29 protein-coding genes are annotated in these 24,815 nt (G+C 65.6%); 13 read left to right on the top strand and 16 right to left on the bottom strand.

The window, feature by feature from the left end; genetic code table 11:
• The first annotated feature begins 164 nt into the window (after positions 1-164).
• Entirely contained in the window at positions 165-635 is a 471-nt protein-coding gene (locus BLV04_RS07865; protein ID WP_093029777.1) for a hypothetical protein, read from the top strand.
• Between the two features lie 15 nt (positions 636-650).
• Here the strand turns inward: BLV04_RS07865 and BLV04_RS07860 are convergent, their stop codons facing one another.
• Positions 651-1,502 (bottom strand): isocitrate lyase/PEP mutase family protein, encoded by an 852-nt coding sequence (locus tag BLV04_RS07860; RefSeq protein ID WP_093029775.1) that lies wholly within the window; start codon positions 1,500-1,502, stop codon positions 651-653.
• Between the two features lie 146 nt (positions 1,503-1,648).
• Here BLV04_RS07860 and vapB point away from each other — a divergent pair, with 146 nt between their 5' ends.
• From vapB to BLV04_RS07845, 3 genes are all read left to right on the top strand, one after another.
• Positions 1,649-1,879, top strand: a complete 231-nt coding sequence (gene vapB, locus BLV04_RS07855; RefSeq protein WP_093029773.1) for a type II toxin-antitoxin system antitoxin VapB — start codon at positions 1,649-1,651, stop codon at positions 1,877-1,879.
• Positions 1,876-2,274, top strand: coding sequence for a type II toxin-antitoxin system tRNA(fMet)-specific endonuclease VapC (gene vapC, locus BLV04_RS07850; protein WP_093029771.1), 399 nt, complete (start codon positions 1,876-1,878; stop codon positions 2,272-2,274). Before vapB ends, vapC begins: the two co-directional genes overlap by 4 nt.
• Positions 2,275-2,343: 69 nt before the next feature.
• Positions 2,344-2,718: a thiol-disulfide oxidoreductase DCC family protein gene (locus tag BLV04_RS07845; protein ID WP_093029769.1), complete on the top strand. Its 375-nt coding sequence runs from the start codon at positions 2,344-2,346 to the stop codon at positions 2,716-2,718.
• A 49-nt stretch (positions 2,719-2,767) separates the two neighbouring features.
• On the opposite strand, the gene radC is transcribed toward BLV04_RS07845, so the two are convergent.
• Entirely contained in the window at positions 2,768-3,442 is a 675-nt protein-coding gene (gene radC, locus BLV04_RS07840) for a RadC family protein (protein WP_093029767.1), read from the bottom strand.
• A 68-nt stretch (positions 3,443-3,510) separates the two neighbouring features.
• Between radC and coaBC the strand changes: the two genes are divergently transcribed.
• Genes coaBC through argB form a run of 4 tightly spaced genes read left to right on the top strand, consistent with a single transcriptional unit; the run spans position 3,511 to position 7,519 of the window.
• Positions 3,511-4,722 (top strand): bifunctional phosphopantothenoylcysteine decarboxylase/phosphopantothenate--cysteine ligase CoaBC, encoded by a 1,212-nt coding sequence (gene coaBC / locus BLV04_RS07835; protein WP_093029765.1) that lies wholly within the window; start codon positions 3,511-3,513, stop codon positions 4,720-4,722.
• A complete protein-coding gene (dut, locus tag BLV04_RS07830; protein WP_093029901.1) occupies positions 4,706-5,164 on the top strand; it encodes a dUTP diphosphatase in 459 nt (152 codons plus the stop codon). Before coaBC ends, dut begins: the two co-directional genes overlap by 17 nt.
• A 13-nt stretch (positions 5,165-5,177) precedes the next feature.
• Entirely contained in the window at positions 5,178-6,569 is a 1,392-nt protein-coding gene (locus BLV04_RS07825) for a phosphomannomutase/phosphoglucomutase (protein ID WP_093029763.1), read from the top strand.
• Positions 6,570-6,622: 53 nt separating this feature from the next.
• Entirely contained in the window at positions 6,623-7,519 is an 897-nt protein-coding gene (argB, locus tag BLV04_RS07820; protein WP_093029761.1) for an acetylglutamate kinase, read from the top strand.
• A 112-nt stretch (positions 7,520-7,631) separates the two neighbouring features.
• Here the strand turns inward: argB and pyrE are convergent, their stop codons facing one another.
• Positions 7,632-8,273: an orotate phosphoribosyltransferase gene (gene pyrE, locus BLV04_RS07815; protein ID WP_093029759.1), complete on the bottom strand. Its 642-nt coding sequence runs from the start codon at positions 8,271-8,273 to the stop codon at positions 7,632-7,634.
• A 79-nt stretch (positions 8,274-8,352) separates the two neighbouring features.
• Here pyrE and BLV04_RS07810 point away from each other — a divergent pair, with 79 nt between their 5' ends.
• Entirely contained in the window at positions 8,353-9,039 is a 687-nt protein-coding gene (locus BLV04_RS07810) for a sulfite exporter TauE/SafE family protein (protein WP_093029757.1), read from the top strand.
• Positions 9,040-9,225: 186 nt separating this feature from the next.
• Here the strand turns inward: BLV04_RS07810 and BLV04_RS07805 are convergent, their stop codons facing one another.
• The 8 genes from BLV04_RS07805 to BLV04_RS07770 all read right to left on the bottom strand — a co-directional run bounded on the left by BLV04_RS07805 (position 9,226) and on the right by BLV04_RS07770 (position 14,749).
• Positions 9,226-9,669 (bottom strand): DUF4426 domain-containing protein, encoded by a 444-nt coding sequence (locus BLV04_RS07805; protein ID WP_175534538.1) that lies wholly within the window; start codon positions 9,667-9,669, stop codon positions 9,226-9,228.
• 194 nt (positions 9,670-9,863) lie between these two features.
• Positions 9,864-10,199, bottom strand: coding sequence for a DUF167 domain-containing protein (locus tag BLV04_RS07800; protein ID WP_245731794.1), 336 nt, complete (start codon positions 10,197-10,199; stop codon positions 9,864-9,866).
• Positions 10,196-10,771, bottom strand: a complete 576-nt coding sequence (locus tag BLV04_RS07795; protein WP_093029751.1) for a YggT family protein — start codon at positions 10,769-10,771, stop codon at positions 10,196-10,198. Before BLV04_RS07795 ends, BLV04_RS07800 begins: the two co-directional genes overlap by 4 nt.
• A complete protein-coding gene (gene proC, locus BLV04_RS07790; protein ID WP_093029749.1) occupies positions 10,768-11,598 on the bottom strand; it encodes a pyrroline-5-carboxylate reductase in 831 nt (276 codons plus the stop codon). The genes BLV04_RS07795 and proC overlap by 4 nt, the downstream gene beginning before the upstream one ends.
• Positions 11,599-11,638: 40 nt before the next feature.
• Positions 11,639-12,361, bottom strand: a complete 723-nt coding sequence (locus BLV04_RS07785) for a YggS family pyridoxal phosphate-dependent enzyme (RefSeq protein WP_093029747.1) — start codon at positions 12,359-12,361, stop codon at positions 11,639-11,641.
• An 11-nt stretch (positions 12,362-12,372) separates the two neighbouring features.
• A complete protein-coding gene (gene rdgB / locus BLV04_RS07780) occupies positions 12,373-12,996 on the bottom strand; it encodes an RdgB/HAM1 family non-canonical purine NTP pyrophosphatase (RefSeq protein WP_093029745.1) in 624 nt (207 codons plus the stop codon).
• Positions 12,997-13,036: 40 nt separating this feature from the next.
• Positions 13,037-13,756, bottom strand: coding sequence for a ribonuclease PH (gene rph / locus BLV04_RS07775; RefSeq protein WP_093029899.1), 720 nt, complete (start codon positions 13,754-13,756; stop codon positions 13,037-13,039).
• Between the two features lie 72 nt (positions 13,757-13,828).
• Positions 13,829-14,749 (bottom strand): serine/threonine protein kinase, encoded by a 921-nt coding sequence (locus tag BLV04_RS07770; protein ID WP_093029743.1) that lies wholly within the window; start codon positions 14,747-14,749, stop codon positions 13,829-13,831.
• A 446-nt stretch (positions 14,750-15,195) separates the two neighbouring features.
• On the opposite strand from BLV04_RS07770, the gene BLV04_RS07765 reads away from it, so the two are divergent.
• Complete coding sequence (locus tag BLV04_RS07765; protein ID WP_093029742.1) at positions 15,196-16,062, top strand: YicC/YloC family endoribonuclease; 867 nt, start codon at positions 15,196-15,198, stop codon at positions 16,060-16,062.
• 139 nt (positions 16,063-16,201) lie between these two features.
• Here BLV04_RS07765 and BLV04_RS07760 read toward each other — a convergent pair whose 3' ends face one another.
• The 5 genes from BLV04_RS07760 to BLV04_RS07740 are packed head-to-tail and all read right to left on the bottom strand — an operon-like array spanning position 16,202 to position 21,637.
• A complete protein-coding gene (locus BLV04_RS07760) occupies positions 16,202-17,512 on the bottom strand; it encodes a glycosyltransferase (RefSeq protein ID WP_093029740.1) in 1,311 nt (436 codons plus the stop codon).
• Positions 17,509-18,189 (bottom strand): sulfotransferase family protein, encoded by a 681-nt coding sequence (locus BLV04_RS07755; protein ID WP_093029738.1) that lies wholly within the window; start codon positions 18,187-18,189, stop codon positions 17,509-17,511. Before BLV04_RS07755 ends, BLV04_RS07760 begins: the two co-directional genes overlap by 4 nt.
• The gene (locus tag BLV04_RS07750; RefSeq protein WP_217633670.1) at positions 18,186-19,727 is read right to left on the bottom strand and encodes a sulfotransferase family 2 domain-containing protein; all 1,542 of its coding nucleotides are present in this window, start codon (positions 19,725-19,727) and stop codon (positions 18,186-18,188) included. Before BLV04_RS07750 ends, BLV04_RS07755 begins: the two co-directional genes overlap by 4 nt.
• 38 nt (positions 19,728-19,765) lie before the next feature.
• Entirely contained in the window at positions 19,766-20,497 is a 732-nt protein-coding gene (locus BLV04_RS07745) for a sulfotransferase family protein (protein WP_093029736.1), read from the bottom strand.
• Positions 20,498-20,542: 45 nt separating this feature from the next.
• Positions 20,543-21,637, bottom strand: coding sequence for an ABC transporter ATP-binding protein (locus BLV04_RS07740; RefSeq protein WP_139191880.1), 1,095 nt, complete (start codon positions 21,635-21,637; stop codon positions 20,543-20,545).
• Positions 21,638-21,826: 189 nt separating this feature from the next.
• Between BLV04_RS07740 and BLV04_RS07735 the strand changes: the two genes are divergently transcribed.
• The 3 genes from BLV04_RS07735 (at position 21,827) to rpoZ (ending at position 24,711) form a co-directional block, all read left to right on the top strand.
• On the top strand, positions 21,827-23,335 hold the full coding sequence (locus BLV04_RS07735) for a polysaccharide pyruvyl transferase family protein (RefSeq protein WP_139191879.1): 1,509 nt from the start codon (positions 21,827-21,829) through the stop codon (positions 23,333-23,335).
• A 249-nt stretch (positions 23,336-23,584) separates the two neighbouring features.
• Positions 23,585-24,196: a guanylate kinase gene (gene gmk, locus BLV04_RS07730; protein WP_093029897.1), complete on the top strand. Its 612-nt coding sequence runs from the start codon at positions 23,585-23,587 to the stop codon at positions 24,194-24,196.
• Positions 24,197-24,408: 212 nt separating this feature from the next.
• Entirely contained in the window at positions 24,409-24,711 is a 303-nt protein-coding gene (rpoZ, locus tag BLV04_RS07725; protein ID WP_007193609.1) for a DNA-directed RNA polymerase subunit omega, read from the top strand.
• Positions 24,712-24,815 lie beyond the last annotated feature (104 nt).

The following is a 24,815-nucleotide window of genomic DNA, read 5'->3' as shown; positions in this document are numbered from 1 at the left end:
CCTCGCAGGTGTCGGGCTTTCACCCCGCGGCGTTCCGCGCGCTTTGGACAGGGGTGAACCTACTGCGATAACCTTTGCCAAGGCAATAAGAATCAGCGACGACCTTCGCACGCGAACGCGAGAGGACCACAGGGACGGACCAGATCGATGCCGAGGAGACCACGATGCGCGTGGTACGCCACGAGATCGCTCACCTGGCCCTCGGGAATTGGCTCGGCAACACTCCGCTCTGGCTGAACGAGGGCCTCGCCGAGGTCGTCGAGCGTCTGCGTTTCGAGCTCTCCTCGGCGACTGCCCCTGAACCCGGCAAAGACATCAGGGACGTGGCTCGACTCCGACGCTCAGGTCGGCTGCCGCCTCTGCGCACGTTCCTCGCGATGGGTCGAGCCGACTGGAATCGGATCGGTCCGGAGATAGCCTATCCCTATGCCTGGTCTATGGTGCATTTTCTGTTGGAAAGCCCGCAGCGTCGCTCCCTAACGACCGCGTATCTGAACACGATTGCGCAACATCGGTGCCGCGCGTTTGACCACGAGGCGCACCTGCACCGGGTGTATCCGGGTGGCCTGAGTGCGTTTTCCGCCGACTGGGCAGCCTGGTTGGCCAAAGGGCGACCGCTCGCGCTTCGGCATTAACGGCCCTCTCGGCCCTCAGTAGCGCTTCAAAAGATCGTCGTAGGCATCGAATCCGACCAGCTCGCGGAGCGTGCGGAAGTCGACGCGGCGTTGCGGTGTGCGTCCGGCGGCCAGGTCGGCGAGGGCCTCGCGCATGGCGAAGACGGCGGCGCTCAACAGGGTCAGCGGGTAGGCGGCGATGCCGTAACCGATCTCGGCGAGCTCGGTCGGCGTGAGGATGGGCGTGATGCCCTCCTCGAGCATATTGGCCATCTTGATGCCGGGGACCTCGGTGCAGAAGCGGCGCATCTCGGCCTCGTCGCGCGGTGCTTCGAGAAAGAGGATGTCGGCGCCGAGCTCCGCGAATGCCTGCATCCGCCGGAGCGCTTCGTCCAGGCCGATGGCGCTGCGGGCGTCGGTGCGGGCGACAATCAGGGTGCCTGCTCCTGCATCGCGTGCATCCACCGCGGCACGTACCCGGCGGATCGCCTCGTCGCGCTCCACGACCTCCTTCACCCCGGTGTGGCCGCAGCGTTTCGGCATCACCTGATCCTCGATCATGACGCCGGCGAACCCGGCACGGGCGTATTGATCGACGGTGCGTCGGACATTGGCCGGATTGCCGTGCCCCGTGTCGCCGTCCCCGATGACCGGGATGCGCACCGCATCGCAGATGGCGCGTCCCTGGTCGAGCATCTCGGTCACCGAGATCAGCCCGGTGTCGGGCAGGGCGAGGCGGCTCGCCGAGACGGCGAAACCGCTCATGAAGGTCAGCGGGAATCCGGCCTGCTCGATCAAGCGTGCCGACAGGGCATCGAAGCAGCAGGGCATGACGAGCATGTCGCCGCGATCGAGGAGTGTGCGCAGCCAGGCGGCGGGCTCGTTCAAGGGCGTCGATCCTGTCGTTGTTGCCGAAGCTCGAGTATAGCCGTCGACGGCGATCTGAGCGGCTGCTGCCAAACATTGCTGCGCCTTGACGATCGATGCCTGGAAGTCTATACGTAACGTATATATTCCTAGTGCCGAAGGTTCCGATGGAAACAGCAAAGCTCTTCTTGAACGGCAGCAGTCAAGCCGTTCGCTTACCCAAGGAATACCGCTTCCGGGGTGATGAGGTGGTGATCAAGCGTCTAGGCAATGCCGTGGTGCTCTTGCCCAAGGACGATCCCTGGCAGGTCATGTTCGATGCCTTGGCGGAGTTTCCGGATGACTTGACGCTGACGCGCGAGCAACCGGACACACAGGAACGGGAGCCGATCGCGTGATCGTCCTTCTGGATACGGACATCTGCATCTACGCGATCAATCAAAAACGGCCGGACATCCTTCGTCAGATCCGGAACTATCGCATCGGCGACGTCGGTATCTCGTCGATCACCTATGCCGAGCTGCGTTTCGGCGTGGAGAACAGCAGCCGGGTCGACGACAACCTGGATCGGCTGGAGCGCTTCCTGTTGCCGCTGGAGATCCTCCCTTTCGATGCCGAAGCCGGGCGCCGCTACGGACGGCTTCGCGTTGCGCTTAAACGCGCAGGCTGCGTGATCGGCCCGAACGATCTCTTGATTGCGGCCCACGCCCTGAGTCTCGACGCGACCCTGGTGACCAACAACATCAATGAATTTAAGCGGGTCGAGGGGTTACGGGTCGAGCAGTGGGGTTGAGCGATCGCGCGTACGGATCCATGTTTCGGCCATCCCGAAGAACATCCCGGACAGCGACGCAACCACACCATGACCGCATTCACGGCCTATTTCGACGGCGGCTGCCCGCTCTGCAGCAAAGAGATCGCCCATTACCGCCGGATCGACAAGGCGGGAGTGATTCACTGGGTCGACATTACGGATGACGGTGGCGCATTGGCCGAAGCCGGGATCGACCGCACGGACGCCATGCGCCGCATTCACGCCAAAGAGACCGACGGCCGCATCCTGACCGGTGTTCCGGCGTTCGTCGCGATCTGGCGTCGTCTGCCGGGATACCGCCGTCTTGCGGCCTTGGTGCAGGGTCTGCGCTTGGTCGGGTTGCTCGATTGGGGTTACGCGCGATTCGCGGATTGGCGGTTGATGCGCCGCTGTAAAGATGGCTCCTGCAGCTTGACGCCGTGAGGGGGGCGTCGGTCTTGCCTCCTGCCTCCAGCTATCAGCTCACCCAAACCTAAAGAAGCCCTCGCTCGGCCAGCGAGGTGCCCTCGCCGTCGCCGATGATGACGTGATCGAGTACCCGCACGTCGATCAGGCTCAGCGCCTCCTTGAGACGTTGCGTGATCCGCAGGTCCGCCTGGCTGGGTTCGGCCACGCCCGAGGGATGGTTGTGGGCAAAGATCACCGCGGCGGCGTTGGTGGCGAGAACCCGCTGCACGACCACTCGAGGATGAACGCTGGCCCCGTCGATCGTGCCCTGGAACAGCTCGTCGTAGCTGATGACCCGGTGCCTGTTGTCGAGGAAGAGGCAGGCGAAGATCTCGTGGGGCGAGCCGTAGAGACGCAGCTTGAGATAGTCGCGGGTGGCCTCCGGGCTGGTGAGCACATCCTGGCCTCGAATCCGCGAGAGTAGGTAGCGGTGGCTGAGCTCGAGGACGGCCTGAAGCTCGGCGAACTTCGCCTTGCCGAGACCTTTGCCCTCGCAAAAGCGTTTCTGGTCCGCGGCGAGCAGCCCGACGAGACCGTCGAAGTCCGCGAGCAGCTCGCGCGCCAGGTCCACCGCACTCTTGCCGCGCACGCCGGTGCGCAGAAACAGCGCCAACAGCTCGGCGTCCGAGAGTGCGCCCGCCCCCCGCTCCAGGAGCTTCTCCCGCGGCCGTTCACCCTCCGGCCAGTCCTTGATCGGCATGCGACCTCCGTCGATGGGTTGCGTTAAACTGCGGCCTGTTCCGCAGACGCAGTGTACACGTAAAGGTCATGGATCCAAGCCCCCGCAATCAGGTGCTGCTCGGTGTCGGCGGCGGCATCTCCGCCTATAAATCAGTGGACCTGGTGCGTCGCCTGCGCGAGCGCGGCTTCGTCGTGCGGGTGGTCATGACACACGCGGCGACGGCCTTTGTCGGTCCTTTGACCTTTCAGGCGGTCTCCGGGCATTCGGTGCGAACCGATCTACTCGACCCGGCGGCCGAGGCCGGTATGGGACACATCGAGCTGGCACGCTGGGCGGATCGGCTGCTGATCGCCCCGGCGACCGCGGACCTGATGGCCCGTCTGGCGGCCGGGATCGCCGACGACCTGCTGACGACCTTGGCCTTGGCGACCGAGGCGCCGCTGATCCTCGCCCCGGCGATGAATCAGCAGATGTGGCGTCACCCGGCGACCCAAGACAACCTGGCCCGGCTGGTGGCCCGCGGCGCGCGGATCCTGGGGCCGGGCGTGGGCAGCCAAGCCTGCGGCGACCAGGGCCCGGGGCGGATGCTCGAGCCGCTCGAGATCGCCGAGGCGCTGAGCGGCTCGGATCTGCAACCGCTGGCCGGCGTGCAGGTCCTCGTGACCGCGGGTCCGACCCGTGAGCCGCTCGACCCGGTGCGCTATCTGGGCAATCGCAGCTCCGGGCGCATGGGCTATGCGCTGGCGAGCGCGCTGACCGATCTGGGTGCACGCGTGGTCCTTATCAGCGGACCGAGCGCCTTGGCGCCGCCTGCCGTCGCCGAGCTGGTCAAGGTCGAGACCGCCTTGGAGATGCATGGCGCCGTGACGGCGCGCAGCCGCGACTGCGACATCTTCGTCGCGACCGCCGCGGTGGCGGACTACCGGCCCGCGGAGCCCGCGGAGAACAAGATCAAAAAGACCGCCGATGCGCTGGAGATCCGGCTGGTGCGCAACCCGGATATCCTGGCCGAGGTCGCCGCCCTGCCGAAGCCGCCCTTCACGCTGGGCTTCGCGGCCGAGACGAATGATGTCGAGCAGTACGCCCGGGGCAAGCTGAAGGACAAGCGGCTGGACATGATCGCGGCGAATCGGGTCGGGGGCGCGTCGGGCGGCTTCGAGCGCGACGAGAATGCACTCTTGGTGCTCTGGAACGGGGGGCAGCGCGCGCTGCCCATGATGTCGAAGGTCGAGCTCGCGCGCGAGCTGGCCGTGCTCCTCGCGGAACGTTATGCCCAAAGCCATGCTGCATCCTCTTGAGGTCAAGATCCTGGACCCGCGCCTGGGCCGCGATTTCCCCTTGCCGACCTACGCGACCGAGGGCTCGGCCGGGCTCGATCTGCGTGCCATGCTCGAGGCGCCGCTCGACCTCGCACCCGGCGCGGCCGAGCTGCTGCCGACCGGCATGGCCGTGCACATCGCCGAGCGCAAGGTCGCGGGTCTGATCCTGCCGCGCTCGGGTCTCGGGCATCGCCACGGCATCGTGCTCGGAAACCTGGTCGGGCTGATCGACTCGGACTATCAGGGGCCGCTCATGGTCTCCTGCTGGAACCGCGGGACGGCGCCCTTCCGGATCGAGATCGGCGAGCGCATCGCCCAGCTCGTGCTGGTGCCGGTCCTGCAGGCCGAGTTGAGGATCGTCGAGGACTTCGACGCGTCCGCGCGCGGCAGCGGCGGGTTCGGGCACACGGGCCAGCACTGACGCACCGCCGCCCATGGCCGAGGTCACCCCCGCTGCGCCGCCCGAGATCTTCCGCGCCTACGATATCCGCGGCATCCTCGGCCGCCAATTGACACCGGAGATCATGCAGGCGATCGGCTGCGCCATCGGCAGCGAGGCCGCGGCGCGCGACGATCGCACGGTCATGGTCGGACGTGACTGCCGTGCATCCAGTCCGGCCCTGACCAAGGCTTTGATCGCCGGGATCCGCGCCGCCGGGATCGATGTCGTCGACCTCGGCATCGCCCCGACGCCCCTGGTCTATTTCGCCTGCTGCGAGGCAGGCTCCTACGCCGGGGCGATCGTCACCGCCAGCCACAACCCGCCCGATTACAATGGGGTTAAGGTCGTTTTCGGCGGCGTGAGCGCGGATGCGGCAACGATTCAGGGCCTGCGGCGGCGCATCCTGGAGGGCGACCTGACCAGCGGTTCCGGTGGTCTTGTGAAGCGCGATATCTCCGAGCGCTACCGCGAGCGCATCGTCCGCGACATCCACCTCGCCCGGCCCATGCGGCTGGTGCTGGACTGCGGCAACGCCACCGTTTCGGCGATCGCTCCGGCCGTCTTTCGCGCTCTCGGCTGCGAGGTGATCGCGCTCGACTGCGACCCGGCCGCCGGGATGGGCGCGCGGGTTCCGGATCCGGCCCGCCCCGAGTGCCTTCAGGCTCTCGCGAAGCAGGTGGTCCAGGAGGGCGCCGATCTTGGGCTCGGCTTCGACGGCGACGGCGATCGCCTGGGCGTGATCGATTCCGGCGGCGGCTTCATCGCGGCCGACCGGGTCCTCATGTGTCTCGCCGTCGATATCCTGACCCGACACCCCGGAAGCGAGGTCATCTTCGACGTCAAATGCACGGGCCATCTCGCCGAGGTAATCCGTCGCGCGGGCGGTCGCCCGGTGCTGTGGCGCTCCGGTCATGCGCCTCTGAAGGCCCGGCTGCGCGAATCCGATGCGCAGCTTGCCGGCGAGCTGAGCGGACACATCATGCTCAGGGAGCGCTGGCTCGGGTTCGACGATGCACTCTATGCCGGGGCCCGGCTCCTGGAGGTCCTGGCGCGCGATGCTCGCCCGACGGACGCGGTCTTCCGCGACCTTCCCGGCGGTATCGCCACACCCGAGCTGGCCTTGCCGTTGCCCGAGGGGGATGCCGAGCGGATCATGGCGCAGGTGATCCGGCGGGCCGATCGCGTCGAGGATCTGACGGTGCAGACCATCGACGGTCTGCGTCTCGACGGCCCGGCCGCCTGGGGACTGGTGCGCGCCTCGAACACCTTGCCGAAGCTGGTCTTTCGCTTCGAAGGCGATGACCCGGCCGCACTCCGTGCCATGCAGGAGCGGTTTCGACTGCTCATGGCCGAGGCCGCGCCCGGGCTTGCGCTGCCCTTCTGATCCTTTCCGACCCGTTCCAATCCGAGCAACACCAAGCCGAGCGATTCCAAACCATGTCCATCCTCAACGAACGTGCCCACACCATCGCCCATGTCCTGATCGAGGCGCTGCCCTATATCCGGCGCTTCCGCGGCAAGACCATCGTGATCAAGTACGGCGGCAATGCCATGGTGGACGAGACCCTCAAGCAGGGCTTCGCGCGCGATGTCGTCCTCATGAAGATGGTCGGGGTCAACCCCGTGATCGTGCATGGCGGCGGGCCGCAGATCGGCTCCCTGCTCAAACGACTCGGCAAGGCGAGCGAGTTCGTTCAAGGCATGCGGGTGACGGACGACGAGACCATGGACGTGGTGGAGATGGTTCTCGGCGGGCTGGTGAACAAGGAGATCGTCAACTTCATCAACCGGCACGGCGGCTCCGCGGTCGGCCTCACCGGCAAGGACGGCGACCTGATCCGCGCCCGCAAGCTCCTGCTGCGGCGCGATGCGCCCGAGCTGGAGGCAACGGAGATCATCGATATCGGTCATGTCGGCGAGGTCGAAAGTATCGACGCCGCAGTCGTCCATATGCTGGTCGAAGGCGACTTCATCCCGGTCATCGCCCCGATCGGCGTCGGCGAGGACGGTCGTTCCTACAACATCAACGCCGATCTGGTCGCGGGCAAGATTGCCGAGGTGCTCAAGGCCGAGAAGCTCTTGCTCCTCACCAATACGACCGGTCTGCTCGATGCCGAGGGCAACCTGATCACGGAGCTGGATGTCGGCCGCGTCCACGCCCTGATCAAAGACGGCGTGATCGCGGGCGGCATGCTGCCGAAGGTGCAGTGCGCGCTCGACGCGGTGCACGGCGGTGTGAAGTCGGCGCACATCATCGACGGACGGGTCGAGCATGCGGTCATGCTCGATCTCTTCACGGATGAAGGCGTCGGGACCCTCATTCGCAGCCGTTGATCCGTGAAGAGCGTAGTTGTGCCGAGCCGAGCGAGGCACAACCAATCGTCGGCGCAAGTTGTGCTTCCTATCGTCAGCACAACCTACAGGCACGGATTGTTTCGGGAAACACCTATACCCCGTAGCGAGCTCGGTAGGCCCGGACGGTTTCGGCGAAGGCATCGAGCTCGGGCTGCTCGTCGAGATAGGTGACGAGGTCGGTCAGGCTGACGATGCTGAAGACCGGGATGCCGAAGGTCGCCGTCACCTCGGCGACGGCCGACCGTCCGTCCCGGCCCTGCTCCTGCCGATCGAGCGCGATCACCACGCCCGCCGGCTCGGCCCCGGCATCGCGGATGATCTGCACCGATTCGCGCACCGAGGTGCCCGCGGTAATCACGTCGTCGATGATGAGGATACGTCCGGTCAAGGGGCTGCCGACGATGAGTCCGCCCTCGCCGTGATCCTTGATCTCCTTGCGGTTGAAGGCGTAGGCGGTGTCGCGGCCGGATTGCGCGGCGAGTGCAATGCTGGTCGCCGCCGCCAGCGGGATGCCTTTGTACGCTGGCCCGAACAGCACGTCGAAGGCCGGGGCGGCATCCAGGATGCAGCGCGCGTAGGCGCTCCCGAGCCGGGACAGCCGCTCGCCCGTATTGAAGAGGCCGGCGTTGAAGAAATAGGGGCTTTGGCGTCCGGACTTCAGCGTGAAATCGCCGAAGCGCAATGCGCCGATCTCGGCGGCGAAGGCCAGGAATTCGCGTTGGTAGTCTTTCATACGGGTTTCCTTATCGAACCGGTGAGCTGATTGGCGAAAGCTAACAGCTAACAGCGCACTCTAAGACGAGGTACCGAGCATGATCGAGACAGCACCGGGGATCTACCTGACCGCCTTTCTGGTCGGCCTGCTGGGCGGCGTCCATTGTCTGTCGATGTGCGGCGGCCTGGTGGGTTCCTTGACCCTGGGTCTGGACCCGCGGATCCGTCGCGACCCCTGGCTGATGCTGCCCTATCAGGTGACCTACAACCTGGCGCGCATCGCAGGATACGCCACCGCCGGCGCCTTGTTCGGCGGACTTGGCGCTCTGCTGCTCCAGCTCGACGCCTTTCAGGTCATGCAGCGAGTCCTTTACGGCCTCGCCGGGGTCGTGATGATCCTGCTCGGACTCTATCTCGGCGGTTGGTGGCGTCTGATCGCCGTGGTCGAGCGCGCAGGCGTCCTGCTCTGGCGACGTCTCGAGCCCTTGGGGCGACGCATCCTGCCGGTCCGTAACCCCATGCAGGCTGCAGCACTGGGCTATCTCTGGGCCTGGATCCCCTGCGGTCTCGTCTACAGCGTCCTCATCACCGCGGTCGCCACCGGGAGCGTCCTGAACGGTGCCCTCGTCATGCTGGCCTTCGGCGCCGGCACACTCCCGAATCTGCTCGGCATCGGCCTCTTGGCCGGCGCCGCCGCGCGCATCTCCGAGCGCGTATGGGTCAAGCAAATCGCCGGGCTCCTGGTCATCGGCTTCGGCCTCTACGCCCTCTGGCAGCTCTATTAAACCGCGCCCTATTGCTCTATGCGGCGTTATCAGATGGTTTGGCGTCATCCGCAACTTTAAGCGCCGGAGCTGGCGCGGTTTAAGTCTTTAAAATTAAATCACTTAAACCGCGTCCGCTCAAAGGTTTGTTAGCAGCCGCATGCGTCCGCTTTAAGCCAAACCTCTCCTGTCGCTAAGAGACGCGGTTTAATCCGTGAAGAACTGCTGCTGCAGCTCGATCGCCGTGGGCTCGCCACCGGGCGGGGTCACCTGGATCTCGAAATCCACGATCTGCAGATCTGCGATCGGAAACTGGCCGACATAGGAGACGCCTTCCCCGACGCGGATCTCGCGCATCGGGATCATGCCTGCGGGGCCGTCGCCGGTGCGTGCGGTTGCCTCGACCTGTGCGGGTACGTTTTCACGCGTCCCGTCCGGGTGCGGCTTGACGACCGAGACGGTCAGCACGCCGTTGAGCTTGCTGCGCTGAATTCGGTAAAGATTCGCGATCTCGGGGTTGAGCGTCTCGGCCGTCATGGCGTTGGCGTAGATGCTGTAGTCGCCTGCCGTGACCGGGCCTTCGGCCCAGGCGCTTTGGGCGGCGAGCAAACCGGCGGCAATCAGAATCCCAAGGGACCGTTGAATGAACATGGTAAACCTCGTTTGGCGGATAAGATGAACCGCATCCATCGCGACACACATCGTCAGCACGTGGGCTCGGACGCACATGAATCAACGGCCGTCACAGTAAACGCGGATCAGAAGTTAAGAAAAATCTCTAAACCGCGCCAGCGCCGAGGCGACAGAGTTACTGCGGCACCGCGGGCCGGATGCAACAGGCCATGTCACTGCGAGCGCGGTTTAACCGGGATCGGGAAGCTCCGCGGCGCCTGAATCCGCAGACGCTTGTATCGCGACTGCTCGCCGCCGATGACGGACACCTTGGACGGCGCGACGCCGAAGGCATCGGCGATGAATTTCCGCAGCGCCATATTGCCCTTGCCTTCGACCGGGGGTGCCTTGATGGCGACCCGATAGTGATCGCCATCCGGCCCGATGAAGGCATCCTTCGGTGCGCGCGGTTTCACTCGCAGCGTCAGCTCCAAGTCATCGCCGTCCCATCGGTACCAAGACGCGGCGTCCGAGCCGCTTGCCGGCGCCGTGCTCGAGCGCGGCTTCAGAAGGGACTGCCGACCAGCCACTTCAGCGGCGGGATCAGCAGCATCTCGAGCAGAACCAACCCGATGATCACCGCCATGGGCGAGAGGTCGATCCCGCCGATGGGCTGAATCAGGCGCTGCGCCGGGCGCATGATCGGATCCGTCAGGCGTGTCAGGAGCGCGACCGCGGGGTTGTAGGGATCCGGATTGACCCAGCTCAGGATGACGCGAATCAGGATCCCGAACAAAAAGATGTTGATGAAGAGCTCGACGACCGCAGGCACGGCCCAACCGAAGGCGCCGAACCAAGGTGCGTTCAGCCCCAGCACCGCCACGAGCAGCCCCAGCTCGACTGACTTGAGCAGCCAGGCCAGCACCAAGGCGGCCAGATCCATGCCCGCATAGCCGGGAATCACCTGACGCAGCGGGCGCAGCACGGGCGAGGTCAGCTTGACCACGAACTGCGAGATCGGGTTGTAGAAATCGGCCCGCGCCCATTGCAGCAGGAAGCGGATCGCCACCAGGGTGATATAGAGCCCGAACAGGGTCTGGATCAGGAAGACGGCCGGGTTGGTCAGATAGGACGCGCTCATGCTTGCTCCGACAGGCTCCGTGAGATCTCGACCGCACGATCATGTGCGGCGTGCGCGGCGCGCTTCATCAGTGCGTGCAGATCGGCCTTGAGCAGGTGCTCGAGCGCACGTTCGGTCGTGCCGCCGGGCGAGGTGACACGCTCGCGCAGCTGTCCGGGCGTATCCTCGCTCTCCACCGCCATCTTGGCCGCGCCCAACGCGGTCTGGATGGTCAGGAGCCGGGCGGTCTCGGCGTCCAGCCCGAGCGAGATGCCGGCCTCCTCCAACGCCTCCATGAAGAGGAAAAAGTAGGCCGGACCGCTCCCCGACAAGGCGGTCACCGCGTCGATCTGGGCCTCGGTCTCGACCCAGCGGGTCAGGCCGACGGCGCGCAGAATGGTCTCGGCACGGTTACGGCCCTCCTCGCCGACCTCCGGACTGGCATGCAGCCCGATCGCACCCGTCTGCACCATCGCGGGTGTGTTGGGCATGGCTCGCACGACCGCCAAGGTGCCTCCGAGCCAGCGCTGAATCGCCTGCTCGGGCACCCCGGCCATGATGGAGAGCACGAGCGGGGTGCGTGCCGACGCGGCATCGGCGATCTCGGAGCAGACCTGCGCGGCGAGCTGCGGTTTGACGCAGAGCACCAGTGTATCGACCTCGGCCAGTGCCTCCCGATTGTCGGCGAAGACACGCACCCCGTAGCGGGTTTGCAGCATCTCGCGACGATCCGGGTTGGGGTCGGCCACCTGGAGCGAGTCCGGCGCATAGCCGTCGGCGACGAGTCCGGCGATCAGACTGGTGGCCATGTTGCCGCCACCGATAAAGGCAATCCTGGTTGTCGTCATGTCGAGCCCTAAAAGAGATCGGAGTCGTTGAGATGAGCGTTTAGCCGGCATTATACGGCCGCGGCCCGAAGACTGCCGTCCCCACCCGAACCAGGGTTGCGCCTTCGAGGATCGCCGCCTCCAGGTCGTCGGACATGCCCATCGACAGACAGTCGAGCGGGCGGCTCGGGGTGGCCAGCCGATCACGCAGGAGACGCAGGGCGCGAAAGGGCGCGCGCTGAGACTCTTCGTCCTCGGCGGGTGCCGGGAGCGTCATGAGTCCGCGAACATCCAGACCGGGCAGGGCCTCGCAGGCGGCAATCATGGCCGCGACCGCGTCCGGCTCCACACCGCCTTTGGATGCCTCGCCGCTGACGTTGACCTGGATGCAGACCTTGATCGGGGGCAGGCCGCTCGGACGTTGCTCGCTCAGTCGACGGGCGTGGGCCGGGTCGGACAGGCCGTGGACCCAATCGAAATGGGTTGCGATTTGACGGGTCTTGTTGGCCTGGATCCGGCCGATGAAGTGCCACTGGATATCCGTCAGGTCGGCGAGCAGTGCGATCTTCTCGATCGCCTCCTGCACATAGCTCTCGCCGAATGCCCGTTGACCGGCCGTATAGGCCGCACGCACGGACTCGGCGCCGTGGGTCTTGCTCACGGCGAGCAGCGCGACGCTGTCCGGCGGGCGCTGCGCGCGCTCGACGGCCGCGCGGATCCGGGCCTGCACCTCGCGCAGCCGCCCCGGGATGCCGTCGTCGCCGATCGCCTCGCGCCTGTCCATCGTCCGGCCCGTCAGACGTCGGTGCCCACGGACTCCAAGAGCGCCTGCAGCGCACGCAGGGCCTGACCCCGGTGGCTCAGACGGTTCTTGGTCTCCGGGTCCAGCTCCGCGGAGCTGCACCCGTGCGTCGGCACCCAGAAGATCGGGTCATACCCGAAGCCGTGCTCCCCGCGCGGGGCGGTGAGGATCGAGCCTTCCCAGGTGCCCTGACAGATGAGGGGTGTCGGGTCGGCGGGATGGCGCAGATAGACCAGGACACACTGGAATCGCGCGGTGCGCTTGGATTCTTCCACCCCCTCCAAGTCGGCCAGCAGCTTTTGCAGATTGACCGTATCGGATGCCCCGGGACCGGCGTAGCGCGCGGAATAGATGCCGGGCGCACCGGCGAGTGCGTCCACTTCCAGGCCGGAATCGTCGGCAAGGGCCGGAAGATCGCTGTAGCGTGCGGCGTGGCGTGCCTTGAGGATGGCGTTCTCCACGAAGGTCAGCCCGGTCTCGGCGACCTCCGGCACGGCAAAATCGCCTTGAGGAACCGCCTTGATGCGGGCGCTCAGCAGCAGTTGGTTGATCTCTCGGGCCTTTCCGGGGTTGTTGCTGGCGAGGACGAGGGCCTCGCCGGCGTGCGGGATACTCATGCCTTTCTCCTTGTCTGCTGATCGGGTGCGAGCACCCCTGTCATGCGCCTTCCAGTGCGGCGCGCTGAGCGGTCTGGATCTCTCGAATACCGGCGGCCCCGATCGCGATGAGTGCGTCGAGCTCGGCGCGGCTGAAGGGCACGCCCTCGGCGGTCCCCTGCACCTCGACAAAGCGGCCTTCGCCGTCCATCACCAGATTCATGTCGGTCTCTGCCGTCGCGTCCTCGGCGTAATCCAGGTCGAGAACGGCCACACCCTGTACGATGCCGACGGAGACGGCGGCGATCTGCGTGTGCAACGGATCGGTCGTGATCTCTCCGCGCGCCAGAAGCCCGTCGATCGCGTCGCGCAAGGCGACCCAGGCGCCGGTGATGGAGGCTGTGCGGGTCCCCCCGTCGGCTTGCAGGACATCGCAGTCGAGCGTGATCGAGCGCTCGCCGAGTGCGTTTAGATCCATCGCCGCGCGCAGCGACCGACCGATCAGGCGCTGGATCTCGAGCGTGCGGCCGCCCTGTTTGCCTCGAGCCGCCTCGCGCGGACTGCGCGTATCGGTCGCGCGCGGGAGCATCCCGTATTCGGCGGTCACCCAGCCTTTGCCCTGACCCTTCAGGAAGGGCGGAACCTGCGACTCGACGCTCGCCGTGCAGAGCACGCGCGTCTCGCCGAACTCGACCAATACGGAGCCTTCCGCGTGGCGGGTGAAGCCGCGGGTCAGGCGAATCGGGCGCAGCTCGTCGGGGCGGCGTCCGGAGGGTCGCACAGAGGCGTTTGCAGAGGTGTCTGTCATAGCGATGCTCGATCTCGAAACCGGAAAGGGTGTGGCGTGGCGGGACTATTCGGATGCGCTCGACGGTATGCCCGCAACCCTGTCCGGGCTCCGGGCCACCTCCTCGAGCACCGCCGCGAGGAGCTCTCCGGCATCCTGTGGACGGTCGCCGACCTCCAGCGACATCGACCAATCGACCAGCCTGAGCAGTGGGAAAGGATACCGGGTTTTCAGCTCCACCGTGGCCGGAATCAAGGTGTCCTCCTTCTGGCGCTCGGGTGCGGGGGGCGGGGTGCGCCCTTCCATGCAGGCGCGGATGCTGGCCCCGACTGCGTAGACATCGGTCCAGGGCCCGATGTGACCGTCGCGCAGATATTGCTCGATCGGCGAATAGCCCGCCGTGATCACCTGTCCGCCACGCGCGCGTCCCTTCGCCAAGGGGTGCACGGCGCCGAGGTCGAGCAGCATGGGTCGATTGCCGTGTCTCAGATGGATGTTGCCGGGCTTCACGTCCAGATGGACCATGGAGCGTCGATGCAGCAGCGACAAAGCATCCAGGACCGGGATGAAGACATCGAGGATGAAGGTCGTGCTGAGCCCGCCGCGACGTTCCGCGACATAGGCCCCCAGGTTGCGTCCCCGCTCGTTGGGCATGACCAGATAGCCCGTATCATTGGCGAGAAAGAAATCCAACACCCGAACGATCGATGGATGTTTCAGCGCGGCAAGGGCCTTGGCCTCCTGAAAGAATAGCTTGCGCCCTTGATGGAGATTCTCGGCAAGCTGCGGCTCACTCGCCATCACGCGCCTGGCACGGTCGCGCCGCGCGATCTTTTTGGGCATGTATTCCTTGATGACGACCTCTTCGCCCGAGTCCTCGTCGTAGGCGAGGTAGATGAGACTGAACCCGCCCTGCGCGATGGTCTTCACGACCCGGTACGGCCCCAGCAAGGTGCCGGCGGGAAGGCTGTCTCGGGCGACGGCCATGATGGTCTCTGTCGGTCTCCGTTCGATGTTCGGCGGCACGCAGCCGGCCGCGGGGGCGTCAGCCGCCCGGGACGGAATCCTGCGCCCGCGAGCGAAACAAGGCAATCGATCGACGGGCAGGGGCGGTCGATTCCCGACGGGATCCCGCCCGGGCTCGCCCGGAGCCCGGCAGACTCCGAACAAGGCGCACTCGCAACCCTACGCGCTAGGACCCGGGACTGACGGGTGGCATCGTGCGTTTCGCCGTTTCGCCGTTTCGCCGTTTCGCCGTTTCGCCGTTTCGCCGTTTCGCCGTTGCGTCGGACAGGTCGACCCGGATAATGGAAGCCCCGAGTCCGGATCCATGCAGAGGGTTGCGCACTCGGTCTCGCTGCCGCTCGACGCGCCCGAGCGCCGACGCCCATATCGTCACCCCCACACCACCCCATCACCCAAGGGACGACCCCATGATCAAAAGTATGACGGCCTTCGCACGCGAGTTGCGCACCGGTGATTTCGGCGAGCTGACGTGGGAGCTGCGGGCCGTCAACCACCGCTATCTCGAGCCGCACCTGCGGTTGCCCGAGGAGCTACGTGCGCTCGAAACCAGCGTGCGTACTCGCCTGGCGGCCCGTGTCCAACGCGGCAAGCTCGACTGCAACCTGCGCTACGTCCCGGCGGTCGGGCTTACCGGAAGTCTGCGGGTCAACCGCGCCTTCGTCGAGCAGCTCTTGGCTGCGGGGCAGGAGGTCGGCTCCATTATCGGTCGCGGGGTCGAGCCCTCGCCCTTCGAGCTGCTGCGCTGGCCCGGCGTGCTCCAAGAGCAGGACCGCGACCTGGACGAGGTGACAGCCGCCGCGCTGGACCTCTTGGAGACGGCCATCGACACCCTGCTGGCGACCCGCGAGCGCGAGGGCGAGCGCCTCGAGCGACTGCTGGTCGATCGCTGCGATCGCCTGCAGGAGAGCGTGGTTCGCGTGCGCGCCCGGATGCCCGAGGTGATGACGAGCGTGCGCCGACGGCTCGCCGATCGACTCGCCGAGCTTCGCGCCGAGCTGGACCCCGCGCGCTTGGAGCAGGAGATGGCGCTGGTCGCGGCCCGTCTGGACGTCGACGAGGAGATGGACCGTCTCGAGGCCCATGTTGCCGAGGTCCGCGACGTCCTCAAACGCCGCGAGCCGGTCGGGCGCCGCCTGGATTTTCTCATGCAGGAGCTCAACCGCGAGGCCAACACCCTGGGCTCCAAGTCCGCCGATGTCGAGGTCACCCGCGAGGCGGTCGAGATGAAGGTCCTGATCGAGCAGATGCGCGAGCAGGTTCAGAATCTGGAGTGACGCGGCGTTTCCGAGAGTCGCCTCGAGCGTCGGGCCGCGATCGCCGAACGCTTCTGCGTCAGGCGATTGAGCTGATCCGCAAATCGGTCGAGCGCGCAGCCTATCCGAGCGGCGAGGGCGACTCGGCCCCTCTCTCGCATCAGGCCCCGAGGATGCGTCGATAACCGGCCTCGACCCGTTCCAGATGGCGTCGGGGGGAAAAGAATTCGGCGCGAGCGGTTCCCTTCGCACGCAAGGAGGCGTGCATATCATCGTCCTCCGCAAGGGCGTCGATGGCGTGCGCGATCTCGCCGGTGTCGCGCGGATCGACGAGATAGGCCGCGTCCGCGGCGATCTCCTTCAGAGAACTGTTGTTTGAAGTAATCACCGGAGTGCCCATCTGCATGGCCTCGAGCACGGGAAGACCAAAGCCTTCGTAAAGCGAAGGGAAGATCATTGCTCGCGCACCCTTGACCAGGTACATCACTTGCCAATAGGGGAGATATTCGAAGCGCCGGATCCGACCCTCCCGCGCATCGTTCTCGCAGAGCAGATCGAGCCGATGGAGCTCGTCGCGACAAAGCCAGCCGGCTTTGCCCGCGAAGACGAGCGGTAGATCGGATCGTGCCATCAAGTAGGCATCGATGAGCCGCATCACGTTTTTCTTCGGCTCGATCGCACCGTGAAACAGAAAATAGCCCCCGGGCTCAAGGCCGAAGTTGGCCTTCAGAAAGCGGCTTAGGGTTTCCGCTTCGATCTGTCGAATCTCCTCGGGAATACTCACAGATTGATAGGTGACGTGCAGACGCTCTTCCGGTAGGTCGAGCAGTGTAATGAGGTCGCGCTTGCTCTGCTCCGAGACGGCGAAGATGCCATCGGCATGACGCAGCGACGCCCGCATGATCCGCTGGTAGTGCAATAGGTTCACGGACGTGCTCTCGGGCAGGACAAGCGGAATCGCGTCGTGCGCCGTGACCACGTTGGCCACATTGTCCATGCGCACCGGCAACGGCGAGCTCAAGTGGAAGATCTCCACCTCGGGAAGCGCGCGAATCCGCAACGAAGTCCCGAAGATGCCGGCCATCGCTTGGGCGGAGCGATAGAGAGACGCGATATTGTGGGTTCCCGTGAAGACGGGACATCCGTCCGGCAACAGAGTGACGGCGTTAGTCCGGGTTTCGGGTATCGAACGCGCCCGCAGCGGTCTACCCAGCACGTGGGCGATGACGTATAAGGGCAAACGCGGCATCCAGGCACGCCAGTCCGCTGCCTCCGGCTCGCCGCGGGTCGCCAAGGCTTGCAGCAGGCGGGCGCGCAGGAGCGACTCTTTCCGGCCGATGCCGCCGAGACCATAGATGATCTCGACCTGATGCCCGTAGCGGGTGAGCGTATTGGCTAATTCTCGAGAGTAGGTAGAGAGCCCGGTTCCCTGCCTCAGACCCAACGCAAAGCCGTCGATCGCGATCTTCAACGCCGTTTGACCCCGGGGGTATTCGCCGTCTTTGCGGTTTTGACTCTTTGGGACACCTTCGCATGGGCATGGTATCCGCCGTCGGGTTTAACGAACTCCAGGAGCCTCTCCCGATCGGCGCGCAGCGGCTCGAGGATCCGGACGATCCGATCGACAAAGATCGCGGGGTCGGCCTGGATGGTATCGACGCGAAACACATGATGCGGCGACTGCAGCGACTCCTGAAAACGACGCACCTTTTCGGTGTGATTCAGTGCGACCTCGATCAGCCTCTCGCGCTGCTCCTCCCAATCGCGCCCGTCGTGACTTGCGGACGAACGGGCAATCTCGAGAGGATCACGATACACGAACAAGAAGCAGGGATTGATCAGGAGATCCTTGACTCGATCGATGTAGTAGATGTTGTTCGGAACCTTCCATCCCCAGTGCCGACGTAGGAGGTTTCTGCGGCGAATGACGGGGGCGAGCCGCTCCAATGCCTCGCCGGCTTGTGTCGGGGGGATCCTGAACTCCGGGTCTTCGTACTGAAGCGTCCGATATCGCCCCATGTGGACGCCGGCCGCGCTCAACGCACCCGCCAATAGACTCGTGCCGCCCCGTGGGCATCCCAGAACGACGAAGGTGCGACGCGTGCGTGTGGGCAAGTACTTCAAGAGGGTCGTTGCGACGGATGTCATGGCTTCGACCCTGCCGCGAGGCGTGTCAACCGGCTCGGAAAGTCAGACAGCCATTGCTCGCAACGGTCATTGACGTAATCGAAGACCTGATAATCCAGGCGGTTGCGCTTGACGAACAGGGTTCGGCCCTCGTCGCTGCTCGGGTAGGAGGTCGCGACATTGCGTTGCAGTGTGGCGGGCGGTGCCATCCCGAATGCCTCCGCCGTGCAGGCAATCAGGCGGCCGACCTCGGCGTGCGGAACGACCGCGATGTAACGCTGCTCGAGGTGGGCGCGCACCCGCGCAAACGGCCACCATCGCGTCGATCCACCGAAATACCGAGCCAAGTAATCGACACCGCAGCCGTATCCGTTGCGCACCGCGATCTCCACGGCCTCGCCGAGCGTGCGCTCGCCGATCAATGGGTAGGCCGGGTGTCGGGGTCTAAGACACACGAAGGCATGGAATGAGCGGAAGCGTTCGAAGGGGTCGCGCACCGCGGCAAGATAGACCGCGCGCCGCTCGAAGCACCCCTCCCAAGCCCCGAAGTGAAAGTGTCCGGACAACAGCCGAATCCGGTGACGATCCGCGGCCGCCATCTTGTCGGGGCGTTCAGTCCCGCGCATGCGAAGGTCCACAACCTCCCCGGTGCCCAGGATTTGCATGAGCGATCGGACCAAGGTCGACCCCGCTGTCTTTTCCAGGTGCGTATGCATCAGTAGGTTGTGCTCGAAGAAACACGCAAGACGCGGAGGAGCCGTGATCCGCCTCACGCGGTTGGTCTTGGATTTCGGCGGCGGATCGAGGCGTTTCGTCTGCTCGGTGTCCAGTTGGATCTCCGGGATACTTTCGGCCGCCTTGATCAAGGCCAGATCAATCGTGTCGAGATCCTCGCCCGCGTGCCGCTCGAGCTGCGGCCCGCATCGTTGAAGCAGAAATAGGGCCTGATTGATCGTCAGCTCGTCGCGATGGCGGCGAGGGGCGCCTTTGTTGAGCTGTGTGAAGGCGTGTTGATGGACATGCCTGACCAGCTCGCCGAGGTCGAGTCCGGCGGGCAGGTCCAGCCGCAACTGATCCGAGATGCGGCGCAAGAAGTCTTCGCCGCGGAATGCCACCTCGTCGTAACGGGTTGCGATGAAGCCCGGCAGTGCGATCCATTCCTCGAAGGCGGCAAGGTGCGACTCGTAGGTGGCGAGTGCCGTCCGGAAGTCCTGCATCTTTGCAAAGGCACCCCGTCCCCGACGGTTGGCCCGATCGCCTGCATCCATGAGCGACAACAGGGTGTCGCGCGGATCCCGAAAGTTCGCTTGTCCCATGATCAGTCCCTCCTCTGCGAGCTCACGGACCGCAGGCGTCGGGGCGCCGTGGGTCTTGATGGCCAACAGGCGATGGGGCGGTGCAACCGCTTCGATCCGTTGCGCCTCTCCACGATCGAATTGCCGCATCGCCCCCCGGCTGAGGAAGTTGACCTTCTTGTCTTCCGCGATCAGCGTGCCTCGCAGCCGCACCTGCGCGTGGCCCGCGGCCTCGAGCAGGGCGCACGTCAATTCGAACGCCAAGGTGCTTCCGGATTTGGGAATCCCGAAACAGAAATAGATCACTGCTCTCGGCCTGCCGTGGATCCGCCTGGAAACGCGTAACCGAACATCTCGATCTCGAGGGCATAACGTTCGGAGACGATCCTGCGGCCCGCGTCGGAGTACATGGCATCCACTGTCGCCCAAGGTGGCCGCATGCCGGATTTTTTGCGTGTCAAGCGGTGCGGCTCGAAGGGGACGCCCACCCGCGTGCAGATGCGCTCCAGATCGGGAAGCAGAGACTCGTAACGGATGACATCCGAGAGGCAATATTCGCCGTCGATCATGAACTTGTTGCTGTCCATCGGCGGGCCGTCGGTCTCTAGCCAGATTTGGAACGCGTCGCGCTCTCGGGCCGGATCGCCGACCGACCCGCCGCGGCGGTGTTTCTTGAAGAAGAACGCGGAGACCGCTTTGTCGTAGGGGTTGCGGATGGTCGCGAAACGCAGGTAGTGATGCCAGGTCTCGTCACCGAGACCGTCGCGAATCTTCTTCGCCGGCATATGCGCCCTCCAGTCACGCCTGCCGCCGTGCTGCTTGCCGCGGGATCCGACGATCCCGTACTCGGAGACCAAGGTGCCGGCGCGCTCCGGACGAGATAACTCGGGAGGCACGCAGAACGGCTCGAAATAGAGCTCGACGGAGGTGCCGGCTGTCTTCTTTGTCTTCAAATAGATGAAGCGATGGCGATGGCTGACCAGCATAGGCGTCGTCTCTGTGTTGCCGGGCTTGCCGAACCGGCGCGTGCTCATAGCGGGGATCCCTTCCAGATGACGGGTGCACCTGGACGTGTGGCCTCAGGTGTCCTCGTCGGGATCAAGGTTTTCATCGGCCGCGTTGCCCATGAACGGGCATCTCGCGGGCGACTTACCCTGCTGCAGATCGGCATAGCACTGCAATAGCGGGTGGATCCGGCCGACGAGCATCATCTGACCGGCAAGTCCCTGGAGCAGGCCGATGACCTTACGCAGAAACAAAAGATACACGATGATCGGTCCCAGATCGTCGGTCAAATGGCCGCCCGGCAGAACCAACAGCGGAAAGACAACCAAGGCGACAGGGAAGAGATACTCGACCATCATGGGGCCGCGCTTGCTTTCGCGACGGATGTGCAGCTTGCCTTCCATGAGCTCCGCGACCGGGCCCGCCTCGTACATCAAGCGCACGCGCTCGCGCAACGCGCTCGGCGTGCCGGCATCCTCCGGCTCGGCGTCGAGGTCCGCGGCCAGTGTCTTGATGTCGTCGCGCGCGCGGGCGGCCAAGGCCCGGTTGTCGACAATGGCCCCGGTGACGGCTCCGACCGATCGCGCGTAAAAGAGTCCGGCGACCGTCGCGCACAGCAGGAACGCAAGCGTCAGGGCCGGACTCAACCACAAGAGCACGCCGATGAACACGACCAGCTCCATCGCCTCGGCGAGTCCCGAGGCCACTTGTCTCATTAAAATGCCGCAGCCGAACGAGACCGATCCCAGGACGTCGTTGACCGCTCGTCGGCGTCGGCCGGCGGGCTTGACCGAGCGGACCTGTCCCAATCCACGGATCGCGGCCTCGGTCGCCGTGTCGCGCACGAGCGTCAAGGCCGATCGGTAGTTCAGATAGCCGACCTCCAGTGCGCCGATCGCGAGCGCCACGGCCAACCCGATCAGCAGCAACAGACCCGTGGCACCCGCCGGCAGCGACCAAGGACCGAGCACCAGGTTCTCGTTTGCTTTGGTGGCGAAACCTATCAGAGGCATCAACGCCAGGTATCCTGCTGCGTTCAGGCCCGAGGCCAGTACCCCCAACAGTCCGATGCGGACCAATGTCCGGACATGCATCGGGGCGAAGGAGCGCAGCACGCAAAGGATCGGCGCGAAATAGTCGCCGAACGCCGCGATTCTTTTCGAGATCATGGTGTGCACCCGGAGCGGGACGTCGATGTGCGGTACCTTCATGGCGCGGTTAGTATGAGGGCAGGGTAGGGCTGCTGCGAGTCTTTGCGAAGGCGTGGCAGACCCCCGAGTGGTGGACGCCGTTGCGCGTCAGGTGCATGCGACCGCAGGAGCGCGCGCTCCATGAACGAGGCGTTGTAGAGGACTTGCGTGAGCGAACTCTCGGATGTGTCGAGAACGGACCCGAGCGCGCCGCCGAGGTCGGGCGACAGCGGGCACCTTGCCGGCAGGGCCTTGGCCGCCGGCCGTTGGCGGAGTGCCCCTGCCTTTCCCGACGACGACCCCCATTGGAGCGCTGCGCTGGCGACGCTCCGAAAACTGCTCGCGGCCTATACCTTCGAGCGCGTGCTCGCCCCGATTGAGTTCCTGGACCTGTCGGGGCCTACCGCCTCGAGCGCGATCGAGAGCTACCTCAGGGCGCCCGGCGACCGCGATCTGCTGCTCCTGCACAAGGGTCAAATCGACCAATGGTCGCGGTGCGCGCTTGAGGGGTTGCCCCGGTTCCGCTGTCTCTGGGCCAACCCGGTGTTCGCAATCTATGCGCACCGTCGTCGCTGGATCCTTCCGGACCTGCGCACGCGACGTCACATGCCGGACCCGCAGACACTTCGACGCCTTGCGATCGAGCTACCGGACCGGCCCACCGTGCTCTTGATCAGCGCGGGTGGTATGGGCAACCTCGGCGACGACGTCGTGACACAGTGCGCGGCGCGCATCATCGAAGCCGCGCACCCCGAGGTCGTCATCGAGCGACGGGCGCCGCCTGTGATGCGTGGCGACATCGCTCGAGCCAGCTGCATCGTTCTGGGCGGCGGCGGGTTGCTCTACGATAGCTGTCCCTACAACCTGCAGAACTACAGCCTCCCGCTGCTGATGGCGGCCGAGCTGGGCCGTCCTGCGATCTGCTTGGGGATCGGAACCCAGGGCATCCGTACCGACCCGGGGCGGCGTCTGCTCGGTCGCGCGCTGAGCGAGTGCCGCTGGGTGTCGGTGCGGGACCCCGGGGATGCCGAGGTCGTGCGAGACATCGCGCCCGCTGCCGAGGTGTCCGTCGATCAGGATCTGGCATTTCGAGCAGGCCGTGTCTCTCGCTCCCGAGGATCCGATCAACACCGCCCGACGCGTATCGGCGCGTCCTGGGTTTGCTCCCGTCGGCTGCTTGCGGCCGCGCGCATGCGCGAGTACCAGCGCGTCATCGAGGACACGGTCGCTCTGGCCCCGCCCGACGCATCGGTCGAGCTTGTCGTGCAAAGCCGCGACGATCTGCCCATGTACCGCGAATGGCAGGAGCGGCATGGCTGTCGGATTCGAGGCTTCGACGGCGAGTCGATCGAGCAGGTGCTGGACTACTATGCCGGCCTCGATCTTGTCCTCACCTCCCGCTACCACGGCTTCATCTTCGCGCTGCTCACCGAGCGCCCGGTGATCTGTACGGGCAACCTGCGGGGCAAGATCGACCGATTGATTCGCTCCGCCGTTCCCAGCGCAGCACCCTGTTTCATCCCGATCAAGCAGTTCGATCGCCGCGCACTGCAACGAAGCCTGGAGCTTTTTGCCCGCGATCCTTCGGCCCTCACGCCCCGCCCGAGCGAGGTGGATGCCTGCATCGAGCGTGCTCGGGCCCTCGACGAACGATTCGCAAGGCAGTGCCCTTTGTAGCGATTCATGCGGTCGCACGGCCGAAAGCCGCAGGGCGACCGACCGGATGAACGCTCGATCCGCGTGCGCGCCGGGCGCAGGCGCGATATTCTGAGGGTGCTTATCCGGTGGCCGGTCGCGTGCCGGCTGCCCGATCGCGAGCCTCGTTTTGACTTTCGGTGTCGCGCCGGACGCCTCGGCAGCCCGGCATCCGCGCGATCGGGGTCGGCATCGGCCGGACAACCCCTACTTCAAGCAGTCGAGCGCATCATGAGCGAAGGCATCCTTTTTATCGTCTCGGCCCCGTCGGGTGCCGGGAAGACCTCGTTGGTCAAGGCGCTCTTGGCGCGTGATCCGGGGCTTTCGCTGTCGGTCTCCTGCACGACGCGCGCGCCCCGCGCCGGTGAGCAAGACGGCGTCCACTATCACTTCATCGATCAGGTGCGGTTTCGGCAGTCGGTCTCCGCAGGTGCGTTTCTTGAGCATGCGGAGGTCTTCGGCAACCTCTACGGGACCCGCGAGGCCGACGTGCGCGCCGCGCTCGCTGCCGGGCACGATCTGATCCTGGAGATCGACTGGCAGGGGGCGCGTCAGGTGCGCGAGCGGTTTGGCTCGGCGGTTGCGATCTTCGTTCTGCCGCCGTCGATCGCGGAGTTGGAGCGTCGTTTGTGCGGGCGGGGCACCGACAGCGACGCGGTGATCGCGGGTCGGATGGCGCAGGCGCGCGACGAGATGGCGCACGTCGAGGAGTATGCCTATCTGGTCGTCAACGACGTGTTCGACACGGCCCTGGACGCACTCGCGGCCATCGTCCTCGCCGAGCGGCAGCGTTTCGAGCGTCAGCGGCCGCGGCTGAAGGTCCTGCTCGATGCCCTGACCTGATGCGGGTGCGCCGCCGCTCCCTGCTGCTTCGCCATGTATGTTAGGCTCTTAGCACAAGGCTGCCGCGTGCGCGGTCGGCTCGGAGGGGCATGAACGGCGCGCCCGCCCGCCTGTCAAAGATAGACGAGTCCTCGCACCCGCGTCCGTCGCATTACCCGGCCCTTGGCGCCGGCGCCCCCGGATTTTCAAGACCCCGATGGAGATGATTTCGCATGGCCAGAATTACCGTTGAGGACTGCCTCAATCACGTCGACAACCGCTTCGACCTGGTGCTGCTCGCAACCAAGCGTGCCCGTCAGCTGGCGAACGGCGTCGAGCCGATCCTGCCTTGGGCCAACGACAAGCCCACCGTCATGGCGCTGCGCGAGATCGCCGCGGGCCATATCTCGACCGCGATGGTGCAGGCCGCACAGCGCGAGATCGACGAGACCACGGCTGCCTTGGAGCAGGCGCTCGCCGAGGAACTCGCCTCCGAGCTCGGCGAGGCGGAGCCCAAGGGCGATCCTCGCGAGTAGGCCCGGTATGCGGCACGACGAGGCTCGGCGACCGACCCCGGGGGGCGACCAGACAAGGGTCGACGCCCCTGCCGAGCGCACCTCGTCATGAGTCCGTTCGATCC

This window comes from Thiocapsa roseopersicina (genome assembly GCF_900106925.1).
Lineage (GTDB): Bacteria > Pseudomonadota > Gammaproteobacteria > Chromatiales > Chromatiaceae > Thiocapsa > Thiocapsa roseopersicina.
This window is presented reverse-complemented; position numbering and strand designations above follow the sequence as displayed.

Excerpts from the sequence above, each read along its gene's own strand:
- BLV04_RS07770 (WP_093029743.1), bottom strand. The coding sequence starts at position 14,749 with ATGGCCGTCGCCCGAGACAGCCTTCCCGCCGGCACCTTGCTGGGGCCG.
- BLV04_RS07825 (WP_093029763.1), top strand. The coding sequence starts at position 5,178 with ATGGCCGAGGTCACCCCCGCTGCGCCGCCCGAGATCTTCCGCGCCTAC.
- dut (WP_093029901.1), top strand. The coding sequence starts at position 4,706 with ATGCTGCATCCTCTTGAGGTCAAGATCCTGGACCCGCGCCTGGGCCGC.
- rpoZ (WP_007193609.1), top strand. The coding sequence starts at position 24,409 with ATGGCCAGAATTACCGTTGAGGACTGCCTCAATCACGTCGACAACCGC.
- BLV04_RS07865 (WP_093029777.1), top strand. The coding sequence starts at position 165 with ATGCGCGTGGTACGCCACGAGATCGCTCACCTGGCCCTCGGGAATTGG.
- BLV04_RS07805 (WP_175534538.1), bottom strand. The coding sequence starts at position 9,669 with ATGTTCATTCAACGGTCCCTTGGGATTCTGATTGCCGCCGGTTTGCTC.
- BLV04_RS07755 (WP_093029738.1), bottom strand. The coding sequence starts at position 18,189 with ATGACATCCGTCGCAACGACCCTCTTGAAGTACTTGCCCACACGCACG.
- BLV04_RS07740 (WP_139191880.1), bottom strand. The coding sequence starts at position 21,637 with ATGATCTCGAAAAGAATCGCGGCGTTCGGCGACTATTTCGCGCCGATC.
- vapB (WP_093029773.1), top strand. The coding sequence starts at position 1,649 with ATGGAAACAGCAAAGCTCTTCTTGAACGGCAGCAGTCAAGCCGTTCGC.
- coaBC (WP_093029765.1), top strand. The coding sequence starts at position 3,511 with ATGGATCCAAGCCCCCGCAATCAGGTGCTGCTCGGTGTCGGCGGCGGC.
- proC (WP_093029749.1), bottom strand. The coding sequence starts at position 11,598 with ATGACGACAACCAGGATTGCCTTTATCGGTGGCGGCAACATGGCCACC.
- BLV04_RS07765 (WP_093029742.1), top strand. The coding sequence starts at position 15,196 with ATGATCAAAAGTATGACGGCCTTCGCACGCGAGTTGCGCACCGGTGAT.
- gmk (WP_093029897.1), top strand. The coding sequence starts at position 23,585 with ATGAGCGAAGGCATCCTTTTTATCGTCTCGGCCCCGTCGGGTGCCGGG.
- pyrE (WP_093029759.1), bottom strand. The coding sequence starts at position 8,273 with ATGAAAGACTACCAACGCGAATTCCTGGCCTTCGCCGCCGAGATCGGC.
- radC (WP_093029767.1), bottom strand. The coding sequence starts at position 3,442 with ATGCCGATCAAGGACTGGCCGGAGGGTGAACGGCCGCGGGAGAAGCTC.
- BLV04_RS07845 (WP_093029769.1), top strand. The coding sequence starts at position 2,344 with ATGACCGCATTCACGGCCTATTTCGACGGCGGCTGCCCGCTCTGCAGC.
- rdgB (WP_093029745.1), bottom strand. The coding sequence starts at position 12,996 with ATGAGTATCCCGCACGCCGGCGAGGCCCTCGTCCTCGCCAGCAACAAC.
- BLV04_RS07795 (WP_093029751.1), bottom strand. The coding sequence starts at position 10,771 with ATGAGCGCGTCCTATCTGACCAACCCGGCCGTCTTCCTGATCCAGACC.
- BLV04_RS07810 (WP_093029757.1), top strand. The coding sequence starts at position 8,353 with ATGATCGAGACAGCACCGGGGATCTACCTGACCGCCTTTCTGGTCGGC.
- argB (WP_093029761.1), top strand. The coding sequence starts at position 6,623 with ATGTCCATCCTCAACGAACGTGCCCACACCATCGCCCATGTCCTGATC.
- BLV04_RS07785 (WP_093029747.1), bottom strand. The coding sequence starts at position 12,361 with ATGGACAGGCGCGAGGCGATCGGCGACGACGGCATCCCGGGGCGGCTG.
- BLV04_RS07745 (WP_093029736.1), bottom strand. The coding sequence starts at position 20,497 with ATGAGCACGCGCCGGTTCGGCAAGCCCGGCAACACAGAGACGACGCCT.